This window comes from Lentzea sp. NPDC059081 (assembly GCF_042738015.1).
Lineage (GTDB): Bacteria > Actinomycetota > Actinomycetes > Mycobacteriales > Pseudonocardiaceae > Lentzea.
Window position 1 is genome coordinate 451,915 of the sequence record NZ_JBHYGW010000004.1, and the last position, 15,399, is coordinate 467,313.

12 protein-coding genes and 1 pseudogene are annotated in these 15,399 nt (G+C 71.4%); 9 read left to right on the forward strand and 4 right to left on the reverse strand.

Annotation, left to right across the window (positions count from 1 at the left end; genetic code table 11):
- Positions 1-155: 155 nt before the first annotated feature.
- From ilvC to ACFWV3_RS12605, 3 genes and pseudogenes are all read right to left on the reverse strand, one after another.
- Positions 156-728: pseudogene (gene ilvC, locus ACFWV3_RS12595) on the reverse strand (ketol-acid reductoisomerase); the annotation flags it as partial.
- Positions 729-961: 233 nt separating this feature from the next.
- Positions 962-1,621, reverse strand: a complete 660-nt coding sequence (locus tag ACFWV3_RS12600) for a response regulator (RefSeq protein WP_382411214.1) — start codon at positions 1,619-1,621, stop codon at positions 962-964.
- Complete coding sequence (locus tag ACFWV3_RS12605) at positions 1,618-2,397, reverse strand: sensor histidine kinase (protein ID WP_382411215.1); 780 nt, start codon at positions 2,395-2,397, stop codon at positions 1,618-1,620. Before ACFWV3_RS12605 ends, ACFWV3_RS12600 begins: the two co-directional genes overlap by 4 nt.
- A 140-nt stretch (positions 2,398-2,537) precedes the next feature.
- Between ACFWV3_RS12605 and ACFWV3_RS12610 the strand changes: the two genes are divergently transcribed.
- Genes ACFWV3_RS12610 through ACFWV3_RS12620 form a run of 3 tightly spaced genes read left to right on the forward strand, consistent with a single transcriptional unit; the run spans position 2,538 to position 7,730 of the window.
- Entirely contained in the window at positions 2,538-3,233 is a 696-nt protein-coding gene (locus tag ACFWV3_RS12610; protein WP_382411216.1) for an ABC transporter ATP-binding protein, read from the forward strand.
- Positions 3,230-5,548: an FtsX-like permease family protein gene (locus ACFWV3_RS12615; protein WP_382411217.1), complete on the forward strand. Its 2,319-nt coding sequence runs from the start codon at positions 3,230-3,232 to the stop codon at positions 5,546-5,548. The genes ACFWV3_RS12610 and ACFWV3_RS12615 overlap by 4 nt, the downstream gene beginning before the upstream one ends.
- A 16-nt stretch (positions 5,549-5,564) precedes the next feature.
- Entirely contained in the window at positions 5,565-7,730 is a 2,166-nt protein-coding gene (locus tag ACFWV3_RS12620; RefSeq protein WP_382411218.1) for a penicillin acylase family protein, read from the forward strand.
- On the opposite strand, the gene ACFWV3_RS12625 is transcribed toward ACFWV3_RS12620, so the two are convergent.
- Entirely contained in the window at positions 7,727-8,503 is a 777-nt protein-coding gene (locus tag ACFWV3_RS12625; protein ID WP_382411219.1) for a crotonase/enoyl-CoA hydratase family protein, read from the reverse strand. The two genes, ACFWV3_RS12620 and ACFWV3_RS12625, sit on opposite strands and share 4 nt — an antisense overlap.
- Before the next feature lie 54 nt (positions 8,504-8,557).
- Here ACFWV3_RS12625 and ACFWV3_RS12630 point away from each other — a divergent pair, with 54 nt between their 5' ends.
- The 6 genes from ACFWV3_RS12630 (at position 8,558) to ACFWV3_RS12655 (ending at position 15,372) form a co-directional block, all read left to right on the forward strand.
- Positions 8,558-9,301: an SDR family NAD(P)-dependent oxidoreductase gene (locus ACFWV3_RS12630; RefSeq protein ID WP_382411220.1), complete on the forward strand. Its 744-nt coding sequence runs from the start codon at positions 8,558-8,560 to the stop codon at positions 9,299-9,301.
- A gap of 66 nt (positions 9,302-9,367) precedes the next feature.
- Positions 9,368-9,967 carry a sulfite oxidase-like oxidoreductase gene (locus ACFWV3_RS12635; protein ID WP_382411221.1) on the forward strand — a complete coding sequence of 200 codons (600 nt, stop codon included), beginning with the start codon at positions 9,368-9,370 and terminating at the stop codon, positions 9,965-9,967.
- Positions 9,937-10,677, forward strand: a complete 741-nt coding sequence (locus ACFWV3_RS12640) for a ferredoxin reductase (protein WP_382411222.1) — start codon at positions 9,937-9,939, stop codon at positions 10,675-10,677. The genes ACFWV3_RS12635 and ACFWV3_RS12640 overlap by 31 nt, the downstream gene beginning before the upstream one ends.
- Positions 10,678-10,688: 11 nt before the next feature.
- Positions 10,689-10,967, forward strand: a complete 279-nt coding sequence (locus ACFWV3_RS12645; RefSeq protein ID WP_382411223.1) for a DUF6510 family protein — start codon at positions 10,689-10,691, stop codon at positions 10,965-10,967.
- 213 nt (positions 10,968-11,180) lie between these two features.
- Complete coding sequence (locus ACFWV3_RS12650; protein WP_382411224.1) at positions 11,181-14,318, forward strand: PA14 domain-containing protein; 3,138 nt, start codon at positions 11,181-11,183, stop codon at positions 14,316-14,318.
- Between the two features lie 40 nt (positions 14,319-14,358).
- Positions 14,359-15,372 carry a LacI family DNA-binding transcriptional regulator gene (locus ACFWV3_RS12655; RefSeq protein ID WP_382411225.1) on the forward strand — a complete coding sequence of 338 codons (1,014 nt, stop codon included), beginning with the start codon at positions 14,359-14,361 and terminating at the stop codon, positions 15,370-15,372.
- Positions 15,373-15,399: the final 27 nt, after the last annotated feature.

The window sequence follows — 15,399 nt, forward strand, 5'->3', positions numbered from 1 at the left end:
GATTCGCCTCACCTGCGTACGTACCCCGCGTCGGAAGTGGGTTCACCACGGCGTGCCCGGCAGCGACCCGACCGGCCGGACGGCGGCAGGGGAGGGCGTCGTGCGTGCGTCCGACGGCGCCCTGCCCGGCCGGTCGGCACCGGTGCGGTGTGGTGTCAGGCGGTCTCGGTGATCGGGCGGTCGACCCACGACATCATGTCGCGGAGCTTCCTGCCGGTCGCTTCGATCGGGTGGTTCTCGCCGTCCTGCTGGAGCTTGCGGTAGTGGGCACGGCCGTTGTCGTCCTCGGCCACCCACTCGCCCGCGAAGGTGCCGTCCTGGATCTCGCCCAGGATCTTCTTCATCTCCTCCTTGACGGCGGGAGTGATGACGCGCGGGCCGCGGGTCAGGTCGCCGTACTCCGCGGTGTCGGAGATCGAGTAGCGCATGCGGGCGATGCCACCCTCGTACATGAGGTCGACGATCAGCTTGAGCTCGTGCAGGCACTCGAAGTACGCGACCTCGGGGGCGTAGCCCGCCTCGGTGAGGACCTCGAAACCGGTCTGCACCAACGAGACCGCGCCACCTGCCAAGACGGCCTGTTCACCGAAGAGATCGGTTTCCGTCTCCTCGGTGAACGTGGTCTTGATGACACTGGCGCGCGTGCCGCCGATGGCCTTCGCGTACGAGAGGGCGAGGGTTTCTGCTCCGCCGGAGGCGTCCTGTTCGACCGCGATGAGGGCGGGGACGCAGGAGTCGGCGGCGCCGTGGGCGGTCTGGCCCCTGGCGGTCGGCTCCCTGGTGGGCGACGTGGGTGCGCGGGGCACGGAGGCCCGGGCGGGGTGGGGGACGCATCAAGTCGAGCTCTCCATGGCACGGCGGTTCGGTGGCGCCACTGTGTTCGACGGGTGATGCGGAATCGCGACGATTTCGTGCAATCGCCTGGTCGCGGGCCGCTTCACCCGCCGGACCGGAGCGCCGCTCATGCGCCCGGCGTGACGAGGCCCGTCTCGTAGGCGAGCACGACGGCCTGCGCCCGGTCCCGCAGCTCCAGCTTGGCGAAGATCCGCGCCACGTGCGTCTTCACCGTCGCCTCGCTCAGCGTGAGGTAGTCGGCGATCTCCGAGTTGGACCGGCCGTGCCCGACGAACGTGAGCACCTCCCGTTCGCGTGGGGTCAGCGCGGTGAGGTCGCGGTGCACGGCCGGCGCCACCGGTGCGCCGGAGGCGAAGCGCTCCACCAGCCGGCGCGTGATCGACGGCGCCAGCAGCGCGTCGCCCGTCTCGATCAGGCGCACGGCGGCGACGAGGTGCTCCGGTGTCACGTCCTTGAGCAGGAACCCGCTGGCACCGGCCGCGAGCGCCTCGTAGACGTACCGGTCCAGGTCGAACGTCGTCAGCATCAGCACCCGGCAGTCACCCGGCCCGCGCACGATCCGGCGGGTGGCTTCGAGGCCGTCCATCGTCGGCATCCGGATGTCCATCAGCACGACGTCCGGCCGCACCTCGCGCACCACCGTGACCGCCTCGGCGCCGTCGGCCGCCTCGCCGACCACCTCGATACCGCCGGACTTGAGGATCATCCGGAAACCGATGCGCACGAACGCCTGGTCGTCGGCGATCACGACGCGGGGCGCGCTCACGGCTTCCCGATCGGGATCTTCGCCCGGACGCGGAACCCGCCACCGAGCCGACGCCGTGCGTCGAGGTCGCCACCGAGGACGGCCACCCGTTCGCGCAGTCCCAGCAACCCACGCCCCTGTCCGTCCTCAGTGGACACCACAGAGCCGGACAGCACGCTGGGACCGGCGTTGAGCACCTCGACCCGCAGGTGGTGGTCCGCGTACCGCACGGTCACCTCCGCCGCCCGCCCGTCACCGTGCTTCAACGCGTTGGTCAGCGCCTCCTGCACGATCCGGTACGCCGTCAGGTCCACACCGGACGGCAACGGCCGCGGCTCACCGGAGATCCGGACCTCGACCGGCAGCCCGGCGAAGCACATCCGGTCGACGAGCGAGCCCAGCCGGCTCAGACCCGGTTGCGGCGTCAGCAGGTCGTCGCCGTCGGCGGACGGCGCGAGCAGTCCCAGCATGTGCCGCAGCTCGGTCATCGTGTCGCGGCCCGCGCTCTCCACCGCGAGCAACGCGTCGGTCGCCTCGTCCGACCCGAGCACCCGCCGCGCGGCACCGGCCTGCACCACCATCACGCTCACGTTGTGGCTCACGATGTCGTGCAGCTCCCGCGCGATCCGCGCCCGTTCGGCGTCGACGGCGGTGCGGGCGGCGGTCTCCCGTTCCTTCTCCAGCAACCAGCCGCGCTCCTCGACCGCACGGGCGTACGCGCGCCGCGCCGACGCCAGCCGAACCCCGAGGTACGCGGCGGCCAGGCAGGCGACGACGGCCACCACCAGCTCCCACACGGTCGCCACTGTCCCAGAGCCGTGACGACCGGCGCATCACACCCCGGATGGAGCCGCTACATCCCCGGGATGACGCCGGTCGCGGACTTACCTCCCGGGACTGACGCCCCGCGGGACGCGCGCCGATCAGGATTGCCGCCATGCAGAACGCAGACGCCGTCGTCGAGATGACGAACGTGCGCAAGGAGTACAGCGACTCGGTCGCGCTGGACGGGCTGTCGCTCACCGTCCGCGCCGGGGAGGCCGTCGCGGTGATGGGACCGTCCGGCAGCGGCAAGTCGACGCTGCTGAACATGATCGCGGGCCTCGACCGGCCGTCGTCGGGGTCGGTCGTCGTGCACGGCACCGACCTGGGGGCGCTCGACGAGACGGGACTCGCCCTGTTCCGGCGGCGCGGGATCGGCATGATCTTCCAGTTCTTCAACCTGCTCGACGACCTGTCGGCGCTCGACAACGTCGCCCTCGCCGCCCAGTTGACCGGCACGAAGGCGGGGCAGGCGCGCGCACGGGCGCTGGAGCTGTTCGGGGAGCTCGGCATCGCGCACCGCAAGAACGTCTACCCGGCGCAGCTCAGCGGTGGCGAACGGCAGCGCGTCGCGGTGGCGCGGGCGTTGATGAACCGCCCGGCCCTGCTGCTCGCCGACGAACCGACCGGCGCGCTCGACAGCCGGTCCGGGGAGCAGGTGATGGACCTGCTGCTCGACCTCAACCAGATCGGCCAGACGCTGCTGCTGGTCACCCACGACGAACGGCTCGCGACCCGGTGCGCCACCAGGGTCATCGAGGTCGTCGACGGCCGGATCGCCCGCGAGCAGAGCCTGGAGCGGACGGCGTGACCGCCGTGTGGACCGCCGCGTGGGCCGCGGTGCGCAGACGGACGCTGCAGACCGTCGTGATCGGGGTCGTCGTGTGCGCGGCCAGTGCGACGCTGGTGATGGCACTGGGGTTGCTGGAGGCGTCGGCCGCGCCGTTCGACCGGGCGTTCGCCGCGCAGCAGGGAGCGCACCTCACGGTGGCGTACGACCCGGCGAAGGTGTCGGAGGCAGACCTGACCCTGGCCGCGGGAGAGCACGCGGGACCGTTCCGGCAGGCCACCGTGGACACGTCGGAGGGCGAGGTCTTCCTCGGCACGCTCACGGTCGTGGGCAGGGCCGATCCCGGTGGGCCCGTCGACCGGCTGCCGGTGTGGCGGGGCCGGTGGGCGACGGGGCCCGGCGAGATCGTGCTGAACCGCATGCCCGGCACCGTGGACGGCCGGATCGACCTGGGCTTCAGGATCGCGCTGCCCGGACGTCCCGCGCTGACGGTCGTCGGGTTCGCCCAGTCCGTGACCGGGTCCGCCGACGCGTGGGTCACCCCGGACCAGGTGACCGCGTTGCGGCCCAGCGCCGTCCAGATGCTGTACCGCTTCGCCGCGGCCGGCACGGCGGCCGAGGTCGAGGCCGGCCGGGCCGCGGTGACGGCGGGGCTGCCGGGGGACGCGGTGCTCGGCACGTTGTCGCACCTGACCGTGAAGGACAAGGCGACGTCCGAGCTCGGCGTGTTCATCCCGTTCCTGATGATCTTCGGTCTGCTCGGGCTCCTGGTGGCGGTGCTGATCGTCGCCAACGTCGTGAGCGGCGCGGTCGTCGCGGGACTGCGGCACATCGGGATGCTCAAGGCGATCGGCTTCACCCCCGACCAGGTCATGGCCGTCTACCTGGTCATGATCTCGATTCCCGCGGTCGCCGGCTGCGCGCTCGGCACGGTCGCGGGCAACCTCTTCGCGAAGCCGATCGTGCAGGACGCCGTCGAGGGTTTCGGGATCGACGAGCTGAGCTTCGCGCCGTGGGTCGACGTCGTCGCGGCGCTGGGGATGCCGCTGGTGGTGGTGCTGGCGGCGCTCGTCCCGGCATTGCGGGCGCGCCGGTTGCCGGCCGCGCGGGCGATCAGCGCGGGCACGACCCCGCACACCGGCCGGGCGGTGCGGGTCCAGCGCCTGCTCAGCGGCACCCGGTTGCCGCGCCCGGTCAGCCTCGGCCTGGGCCTGCCGTTCGCGCGGGTCGGCCGCAGCGCGCTGACGCTGGCCTCGGTCGTGCTCGGCGTCCTGACCGTGACGCTCGCGACCGGCCTGACGATGTCGGTGACCGCCTACGACGACGCGGTGCACCCGGACTACGCGGACCGGGTCGTGCTGAGGGCGGGACCGCCGCCCGGTGCCCCGAACGTCCGGCCGGTCGGCGTGGGGCCGGAGGTGGCGCGGCTGTCCGACGCCGAGGACGAGGCGCTGCTGCGCTCGGTGCCCGGTGCGACGGCCGTGCTCGGCCTGACGCAGCTGGAGACCGAGGTCGCGGGCGGCACGCAGGAGGCCACGGTCTTCTTCTACCGGGGCGACGTCGGCGCGCTGGGCCCGCGTGTGCTGACGGGGCACTGGCCCGACGGTCCCGGCCAGGTCGTGGTGCCGTCGCGGTTCCTCAACCAGCGCGGGTTCGCCGTGGGCGACACGGTCACCGTGTCGGTGCCGGGCAACCGGACGCGGCTGCAGATCGTCGGCGTCGTGCTGACCAACAACGCCGACCAGGTCTACGCCGACTGGTCCGCACTGGACGCGCTGGTACCCGGCACCCGCGCCAGCTCGTACCAGGTCCAGCTGGGTGCTGGTGCCGACCGTGACGCGGTGGTCCGTGCCGTGGCGGCGAAGGACCCGGGACTGCACGTCCTGCCGCCGCGCGACGGGGCGTCGTCGACCGCCGCGATCATCGTCAGCGCCGCCGTCGTGCTCTCGCTGGTGCTCGGGGCCGTCGCGGCCCTGGGGGTGTTCAACACCGTCGTCCTCAACGCCGGGGAACGCCGCCGCGACCTCGGCATGCTGAAGTCGATCGGGATGACCCCGCGCCAAGTCACCGCGTTGCTGGTGACGTCGATGGGCGCGCTCGGGGTGCTGGGCGGGCTGATCGGTGTGCCCGCCGGCTTCGCCGCGCACCAGCTCGTGGTCCCGGCCATGGCGCGCGCCGGCCAGTCCGACGCCGTCGACATCCTCATGGACGTCTACCACGCGCCACTGCTCGCTTCGCTGGCGTTCTCCGGGCTCGTGATCGCCGTGCTCGGCGCGGTCGTCCCGGCTCGGGGAGCCGCACGGCTCTCGATCGCCACCGTCCTGCACAACGAATGAACCAGGGGGTCAGTTCATGCGGAAGGTTTTGGCTTTGTCGTTGGCACTGCTGGGAGTTCTGGCCGTGAGCCCACCGTCGCTCGCCGCTGGCGGCACGGTGATCAGACGGACCTCCTACGGCATCCCGCACGTCCGCGCCGCGGACTACCACGGGCTGGGCGAAGGCCTCGGGTACGCGTTCGCCGAGGACAACCTGTGCGTGATGGCCGGTGTCGTCGTCACGGTGGCGGCGGAGCGGTCGCGGTGGTTCGGGGAGGGCAGCCTGGACAGCGACCTGTACTACCAGCGCCTCAACCAGTCCGGGGTGGTCGAACGGCAGCTCGCCGCCCAGTCCCGTCAGGCGCGGGACCTCGTGCGCGGCTACGCGGACGGCTACAACCGTTATCTCGCCAGGATTCCGAACGCCTGCGGCGGTGCGGGGTGGGTGCGGCCGATCACCGAGCTCGACATCTGGCGGCGCGTCCACCAGGTGGCCACGCTGACCGGTGCCGAGGGGTTCCAGGAACAGCTCGTGGCCGCCGCGCCGCCGGGATCCCCGACCGCCGCCGCGCCGATGCGCGCCCGTGAGGAACGGCCTGCCAGCAACGGCATCGCGCTCGGCCGGTCGTCGACGGTCGCGGGCACCGGCATCGTGCTGGGCAACCCGCACTTCCAGTGGGCCGACGACTGGCGCTTCTACCAGCACCACCTCACGATCCCGGGCGAGCTGAACGTCAGCGGTGCGGGCCTGTTCGGCGTGCCCGTGGTCAACATCGGCCACAACGACCGGCTGGGGTGGACGCACACGGCGTCGGAGGCGCAGACCGTGACGCTGTCGAAGCTGGCCCTCGTCCCCGGCGACCCCACCGCCTACGTCGTCGACGGCCAGGTGCGGCGCATGATCGCCGAGCAGGTGACGGTGGGAGGCGTCTCCCGGACGCTGTACCGCACGCCGGACGGCCCGGTGTTCGAGGACGACCGGCTGTTCCAGTGGACCGACACGACCGCGTATGTGTTGCGCGACGTCAACTACGGCAACCTGCGGGTCATCGACCAATGGCTCGCCATCGCCCGTGCCCGCAGGGTCTCCGAACTGCGCGCCGCACTGGTGCGGTTCCAGGCGCTGCCGTGGGTGAACACGCTCGCGTCCGACTCCACCGGAACCGCCTACTACAGCGACATCCAGGTCGTCCCGCACGTCACGGACGACAAGCGCGCGTCGTGCGGCACCGGGCTGGACGTGGACCTGGTGGTCCTCGACGGCAGCCGCGCGTCGTGCGGGTGGGGGAGCGACCAGGACGCAGTCGCGCCGGGCAGGTTCGGCCCCGGCCGGTTGCCGGAGCTGGTGCGGCAGGACCAGGTGAGCAACATGAACGACAGCCCGTGGCTGGCCAACCCGGCCGCGCCGCTGACCGGGTACCCGTCGATCGTCGGCGACGTCGGCACCGAACGGTCGCCGCGCACCCGGATGGGGCTGGAGATGTTCGGGCCGGGCGGCTTCTCGCTGGAGGGCGTGCAGGAAACGATGCTCCGCAACCGCAACCTGACCGCCGAGCAGGGACGCCCCGCCGTGGTGGCGATGTGTCAGGCCAACCCGACGCTGACCGCGAGCGACGGCAGCGCGGTGGACGTCCGTGCCGCGTGTGCCGCCTTGGCGTCGTGGTCCGGCACCGGCGACACCGGTCCGTCGAGCCGGGGCGCCTACTTCTGGCGGGCGTTCATCGCGGCGGCCGGCAGGCCCGGTGTGTCGATGTGGGAGGTGCCGTACGACCCGGCCGATCCCGTGCACACCCCGCGCGGTGTCAACGCCGCGGATCCCGGAGTCCGGCGCGCGTTCGCCGACGCCGTGAACCTGTTCGCGTCCGGCAGCGTCCCGGTGGACGTGCGGCTGGACGACGTGCAGCAGTACGAGGGCATCCCGATCCACGGCTGCCGCGGTCCGGAGGGCTGCTTCAACGTGATCTCGACGCCCTCACCCCGGCCCACCGCGCACATCCCGCACGGCACCAGCTTCGTGATGGCGGTGGAGCTGACCCGCTCCGGCCCGCGCATGCGGTCGCTGCTGGTCTACGGCGAGTCCGCCGACCCGGCCTCAGCGCACCACACGGACCAGGCCCGGCTGTACGCGGCGAAGCAGTGGGTGACGGCCGCGTTCACCGAACGGGAGATCGCCGCGGACACCCGTTCCGTGCGCTGCCTCTAACCCTCGAAGCCGCCGTGCCTGCCCGCTCCGGACGTGAAGCGGGCAGCGCCGGCGGCCCCTTCCCGTTGCACGACAGGCACTCCCGCCGCGCCCTCCGCCCGCAGCGCCTCCTCCAGCGGCAGGTCGAGACCCGCGTAGGTCGACGCCCGGTCCGCGAGCACGCACTCGAACGGGAACGAGGCGATCTGGTCCGCCAGCTCCAGCGCGGCGGGCACGGCCTGGCCTGGCTCGACCACCCGGTTGGCCAGCCCGATCGCCAGCGCCTCGTCCGCCTTGACCGCACGCCCGGTGAGGATCAGGTCCAACGCCCGCCCCAGCCCCACGACCCGCGGCAGCCGCACCGTGCCGCCGTCGATCAACGGCACACCCCACCGCCGGCAGAACACCCCGAACGTCGCGTCGCTCTCGACCACCCGCAGGTCCGCGAGCAGCGCCAGCTCCAGCCCGCCCGCGACGGCGTACCCGCTGACCGCCGCGATCACCGGCTTGGTGAGCCGCAACCGCGTCGGCCCCATCGGCCCCGAACCGCCGCCGTCCGGGTCGAGCTCGTTGCGCCGCTCCGGGTCGCCGACGGCACTCAGGTCCGCCCCCGCGCAGAACGTCCCGCCCGCCCCGGCGAGCACCGCCACGCGCTGGGCGGAGTCGGCCTCGAACGCCTCGAAGGCGTCCCGCAGGTCGTCCGCCATCCTGCGGTCGACGGCGTTGCGCCGGTCGGGACGGTTCATCCAGATCACCGTCGTCGTGCCTCGCGTCTCGACGCGCACGTCGTCCATCGGCCCTCCTCGGTCCGACCTGAGGTTAGGCCTTCCGGCTGGTGGAAAAACCGGATGACCGAACGTCTCGCGGGCAAGGTCGTCCTCGTCACCGGCGGAACCTCCGGCATCGGCGAAGCCGTCGCACGCCGCGTCGTCGCCGAGGGTGTCGCGGTGGTCGTCGGCGCACGCCGGGCCGAGGCAGGCCGGGCGCTGGTCGCCGAGCTGGGGGAGCGGGCGGTGTTCGTGCGCGCCGACGTCACCGTCGAGGCCGACGCGGAAGCGCTGGTGGCGGCCGCTGTGCGCGAGCTCGGGCGGCTGGACGTCGCGGTGAACAACGCCGGCACGGTCACGGCGGGAGGTCCCGTGCAGGGCATCGACGCGGACGCGTGGGCCGCCGACCTGGCGAGCAACCTCACCTCGGTGTTCTACGGCCTCAAGCACCAGATCCCGGCGCTGACGGAAGGCGGGTCGATCGTCAACAACGCCTCGATCGGCGCCACCACCGGCATCCCCGGCATGTCCCCGTACGTCGCGGCCAAGCACGGGGTGATCGGCCTGACCCGGTCAGTCGCCCTGGAGTGCGCCGCGCGGGGCGTGCGGGTGAACGCGCTGGTCACCGGCAACGTGGACACGCCGCTGTACCGCGGCCTGCTGCACGCCGGCCCGGACGACGACCTCGGCGAGGCGCCGAACCCCTCCCAGCGCACCGCCGCGCCCGCCGAGATCGCGGCGTTCGTGGCGTTCCTGCTCAGCGACGAGGCCCGGTTCATCACCGGCGCCGCGCTGCCGATCGACGGCGGGGCCACGGCCGGTTGAGCCCCGCCCGGTGACCGCCGACATGATCACTGGCGCCGCGGCGGCCGATGCCGTCTACTGTGCGCCATGGCCATCGTCTCTCCCGGCTTCACCGGACGGCGCCAGTCGCCGGAGGTGCGGCTGCCACCCGGTCAGTACCTGGCGGAGGACTTCCCGGTGCTCACGGCCGGTCCCACGCCGCGCGTGCCGACGGACCGGTGGGAGCTCACCGTCAGCACCGAGGTGGGGCAGAAGTACACCTGGTCGTGGCAGCAGCTGATCGAGCTGCCCGCCGAGAAGGTCACGACGGACATCCACTGCGTCACCAAGTGGTCGAAGCTGGGCACGCGCTGGAAGGGCGTCTCGCTCGACGTGCTGCTCGAGGACGTGGAGACGGCGGCCGACTACGCGCTCGTCCACTCCTACGGCGGTTACACGACCAACCTGCCGCTGGAGGACCTCCTCGACGGGCAGGCGTGGATCGCCTACCGCTACGACGACGACGAGCTGACGCCCGAGCACGGCGGCCCGGCGCGGCTGCTGGTGCCGCACCTGTACTTCTGGAAGTCGGCGAAGTGGGTCCGCGGGATCCAGTTGCTGCTGGAGGACGAACCCGGCTTCTGGGAGAGCGCGGGCTACCACGACTACGGAGACCCATGGCGCGAACAGCGGTATCAGGGCGACTGACCTGGCGGCTGGCGTCGCTCGCCGAGGCGGGCGACATCACGAAGAGCGCGCGCCGGCTCGTGTTCGACGTACCGGACTGGCCGGGTCACCTGCCGGGCCAGCACGTCGACCTGCGCCTCACCGCCGAGGACGGCTACTCGGTGCAGCGCAGCTACTCGATCTCGTCGGCACCGGACGGCGACCGAGTCGAGCTGGCCGTGCAGCGCGTCGAGGACGGCGAGGTGTCGCCGTACCTGTGCGACGTGCTGCCCGTCGGCGCGCAGATCGAGCTGCGCGGCCCGGTCGGCGGCTGGTTCGTCTGGCGTGCCTCCGACCCGTCTCCGGTGACGCTCGTGGCCGGCGGTTCCGGCATCGCGCCGCTGATGGCGATGGTCCGGGCGCGTGCCCAGGAGGGCAGCCGCGTGCCGTTCCGGCTGGTCTACTCCGTCCGCACACCCGGCGACGTCTACTTCGCCGACGAGCTGCGGCGCCGCGCCCGCGAGGACGCGGGCCTGGACGTGCGGATCGTGTACACCCGGCAGGCTCCGGAAGGATCTCCGGAGCCGCCGGGCCGGCTGGGTGTGGCCACCCTCAACACGTACGCCTGGCCCGCCGAGTTCAGTCCGCAGACGTTCGTGTGCGGACCGACCGGGTTCGTCGAGACCGTGTCGGACGTCCTCGTCGCCCTCGGCCACGACCCGCGCCGCGTCCGCACCGAACGTTTCGGCTGACAGGAGCACCGATGAGCGAGGACCACGACCCCGGCCACGTGGACGGCAACGCCCTGGCGGGTGACCTCCGGGAGATCTTCGCCGTGGACCTCACCGCGGCCACCGGCCAGTGCTCGGGCTGCGGCTACCGCGGCTCGGTGGCGACGTTGCGGGTCTACCAGAACGCACCGGGCGTCGTCGCGCGCTGCCCCCACTGCGAGGAGGTCGTGCTGCGGCTCGTGCGCGGCCGCGACCGCGCGTGGCTCGACCTGCGCGGCACGGTCAGCCTGGAGATCCCGCTGCCGTCCTGACGGGCGTGTGCCCACCGGGAGAGCGACCACGTTTTGGGCCCTCCGGGTCTGGAACACGTCCAGTCCTGACGTAACAACGCGGTCATTTCCACGAAATTTGTCCGGTTGACAGGCCTGATACCGCCATTTGGCCGTAGACCAGCGTCCGACCTGTGTGCGTGGATGTACGGGAGCGCTCTTACAACGTTGTAAAAACGAAGGGGAATCTCGCCGATGAGAAAAGCCGCCCCCGTTCTCCTCGCGCTGCTGCTGGCGCTGGGCGTCTTGCCCGGAACGCCACCGGCGAGCGCCGCCGAGGCTGTGCACGGTCTGAAGGGCGAGTACTTCAGCATGTCCGCGCCGGGGGCTCGCGACTTCGCGAAGCTCGGCGGCACCGTGCTCGACAGCCAGATCAACCAGTCCGACCTGACCGGTGTCTTCGGGTTCCTGAACGGTCAGACCGAGCACACCACCGCCCGCTGGACCGGGCAGATCGCCGTGCCGCAGACCGGCGACTACACGTTCTACGCCATTGGCGACAACGGCTTCCGGCTGCTGATCGACGGCCAGCCGGTGATCGACCACTGGGTCCCGGACTGGGACAAGGAGCAGACCAGCGCGCCGGTCACGCTGACCGCGGGCAAGCAGTACGACTTCAAGCTGGAGATGTTCCAGGACGTCGGCGGCGCCAACATGTTCCTGCGGTGGTCGACCGCGGGCGTCGCGAAGCAGATCGTGCCGGAGTCGGCGTTCACGCCGCCGGCGGGCTTCCAGGCCGTGCCGCGCACGGCGACCGTCTCCAAGGACGGCCGCACCCTCACCGCGGACTTCGGCGGCCGGGTCTCGGGCGTCGGCGACCTGAAGGACCACCTGCGCGTCGAGGTCGACGCGACGCCGATGCCGGTCTCGGTCATCACGAGCAGCCGGGACAAGGTCACGATCCAGCTGGCCGAGCGGGTCCTCAAGGGCCAGCTGGTGCGGATCTACTACGACGGCGCGGGCGCTCTCGCCGTCGACGGCAAGAAGGTCGAGAAGGCCGCGCGGGTCATCACGAACACCTCGACGGAACGGCTTCGCACGCCGTGGGGTGAGAAGTTCGACGCGCGCAACCCGTTGCCGGAGTACCCGCGTCCGCAGCTCGAGCGGGACAAGTGGGTGAACCTGAACGGTCCGTGGGAGTTCTCGGCGGCCAAGGAGGGCCAGGCGCCCACGTTCGGGAAGAAGCTGCCCGAGAAGATCATCGTGCCGTACCCGGTCGAGTCGCAGCTGTCCGGGCTGGAGCGGCACGAGGACCACATGTTCTACCGCCGCACGGTGAACGTGCCGCACGACTGGAAGATCGGCAACGGCCAGCGGCTCAAGCTGAACTTCGGCGCGGTCGACTACCAGGCCAAGGTCTGGGTCAACGGCAAGCTCGTCGCCGAGCACACCGGCGGCTACACCGCGTTCAGCGCGGACATCACCGACGCGGTGAAGCGCGGCGGTGAGCAGGAGATCGTCGTCGCTGTCACCGACACGACCGGCCCGAACCAGCCCAAGGGCAAGCAGTCGCCCAACCCCAGCGGCATCTTCTACACCCCGTCGTCGGGCATCTGGCAGACGGTGTGGATGGAGCCGGTGGCCGACCAGGGCATCGACGAGATCAAGACGGTCCCGGACCTCACGACGAGCTCGCTCGCGGTCGAGGTCAAGTCCGCGGGCAACGCCACCGTCACGGCGGTCGCCAGGGACGCCAAGGGCAAGCAGGTCGGCAAGGTCACCGGTGCGGCGAACTCCAAGCTGTCGCTGCCGGTGCCGAACGCGCACCTGTGGACCCCGGACGACCCGTATCTCTACAAGCTCGACATCACCCTCGGCAAGGACGCGGTCAAGAGCTACTTCGGCATGCGCTCCACCGGCATCACGACCATCAACGGCGTCCCGAAGCTCACGCTCAACGGTCAGCCGATCTTCAACCTGATGCAGCTCGACCAGGGCTTCTACCCGGACGGCCTGAACACCGCGCCGAGCGACGAGGCGCTGGTCTTCGACCTGAAGGCGCAGAAGGATCTCGGCTTCAACTCGGTCCGCAAGCACATCAAGGCCGAGCCCGCCCGCTGGTACTACCACGCGGACCGGTTGGGGCTCATGGTGTGGCAGGACTTCGTGGCCCTCGAGGACGGCAACAACCCGCTCTCGCAGGAGCGGTTCGTCAAGGAGGGCAAGGAGCTGATGCACCAGCTCGAGAACTACCCGTCCATCTACGCCTGGATCGTGTTCAACGAGGGCTGGGGCGAGTGGGACAAGACCGTCACCGGGCAGATCACCGACGAGGTCAAGGCGCTCGACCCGAGCCGGATCGTCAACGCCCACAGCGGCGTGAACTGCTGCGCCTCCAAGGGTGACAGCGGCAGGGGCGACGTCATCGACCACCACGACTACAACAACACCGACCCGGCCCGCCCGGACGGTGGCTCGCGTGTCGTGATGGACGGCGAGCACGGCGGCTTCACGCTGCGCACGCCGGGTCACCAGTGGCCGGGTGCGCCGATCGCGATCTACAGCGGTGTGGCGGACAAGGCGGCGCTGACGGCGAAGTACGTCGACAACACCCGCACGTTCTACCTGGGCCAGGCGCGCCAGGAGATGTCGGCGTCGGTGTACACGCAGGTCACCGACCTCGAAGGCGAGCTCAACGGGCTCTGGACCTACGACCGCAAGCGCATCAAGGTCGATCCGGGACCCGTCCGTGAGATCAACCGGCGCGTCATCGAGGCCGGTGCCAACGCGGGCAAGCCCTACCCCTACGCGGGCAAGGGCGAGTGGAACTTCGACGAGAAGAAGGGCACCACGGCGAAGGACTCGAGCGGCGGCAACAACGCGCTGTCGCTCACGCCGGCCGGGGTGACGTTCAAGGACGGCGCGCTGCAGTTCAGCGGCGGCTCCGCGGACACCTACGGCCCGGTCGTCGACACGACCGGTGACTACACGGTGCACGCGAAGGTGAAGCTGGACGAGGTTCCCGGCAACTACGCGACCGCGGTCAGCCAGGACGGCAGGGAGCGGGAGAACCCCTTCTACCTGCAGTACGGGCAGGGTGCGTGGGCGTTCAGCACGCCCGGCGGCAACCGCGCCCGGTACGAGGTCGTGCCGGAGATCGGCCGCTGGTACGAGCTCACCGGTGTCCGCGCCGGCAACGAGATCCGGCTCTACGTCGACGGCGTGAAGGTCGCGACGGCGGCGGCGGGTCCTGCGCTCGTCAGCACCGGCGCGTTCACCGTCGGCCGGGCCAAGTACAACGGTCAGAACGTCGACTACTGGCGCGGCGCGGTCGACGACGTCGACGTGGTCGGCAAGGCGTTGACGGACGCGGAGGTGGCCCAGCTCTCTTGATGTTGGGAGAACGCTCTCCAGACGTGGTACAACCTGGTGCATGAGCAAGAGCGCACCCACGCTGGAGGACGTCGCGAAAGTGGCGGGCGTGTCTCGTGCGACGGTCTCCAGGGTCGTCAACGGGACACGCAACGTCGACCCGCACATCCAGGAGACGGTGCGCAGTGCGATCGAGCAGACCGGGTACACGCCGAACCGCGTGGCCCGGTCTCTCGTCACTCGCCGCACCGGCACGGTCGCGTTGGTCATCTCCGGGGCCGGCGGGGGATCGGACGTCTTCACCGACCCGTTCTTCGGCCGGGTGACCGCGGGCGTCGTGGACTTCCTGCGGCCGCACAGCGTGCACCCCGTGCTCATGCTCGCCGACTCCGACCAGTCGCGCACCGAGGTGGTCGAGTTCCTCAGACAGGGCAGCGCCGACGGCGCGCTCCTGGTGACCACCCACCCGTCCGACCCCCTGCCCGGCCGGCTGCTCGAGGCCGGAGTGCCCGCTGTCCTCTACGCGCGGCCCGGCCGGCCGATGCCGGTCAGCTACGTGGACATGGACCACCGTGCGGGCGGCACGATGGCCGCCGACCACCTGGTGGCGGCGGGGCGCTACAACATCGCCACGATCTCCGGCCCGCTCGACGTGCTGGCGAGCCAGGACAGGCACGCCGGCTTCCGCGACGCGATGGCCCGCCACGGCTTCCCGTACGTGCCGACCGCCGAGGGCGGGTTCACGGCCGAAAGCGGGGCCACGGCGATGCGGCGGCTCCTCGTCGAGTGTCCCGACCTCGACGCCGTGTTCGCCGCGAACGACCTCATGGCCCAGGCCGCCGTCGACGTGCTGCACGAGCACGGACTGCGCGTGCCCGACGACGTGGCCGTGGTCGGGTTCGACGACAGCGCGCCCGCCCGCACCTGCCGCCCCCAGCTCACGACCGTGCGGCAGCCCGTCGAGCGGATGGCGGCGCAGATGGCCGACCTCCTGCTGGCGGACCTGGAAAAACCGGGACAACGGCCGAGATCCGTCATCTTCGAACCGGAACTCGTCGTACGGGCCTCTGCCTGATTGACCTGTCCGACACCCGGCGTTAAC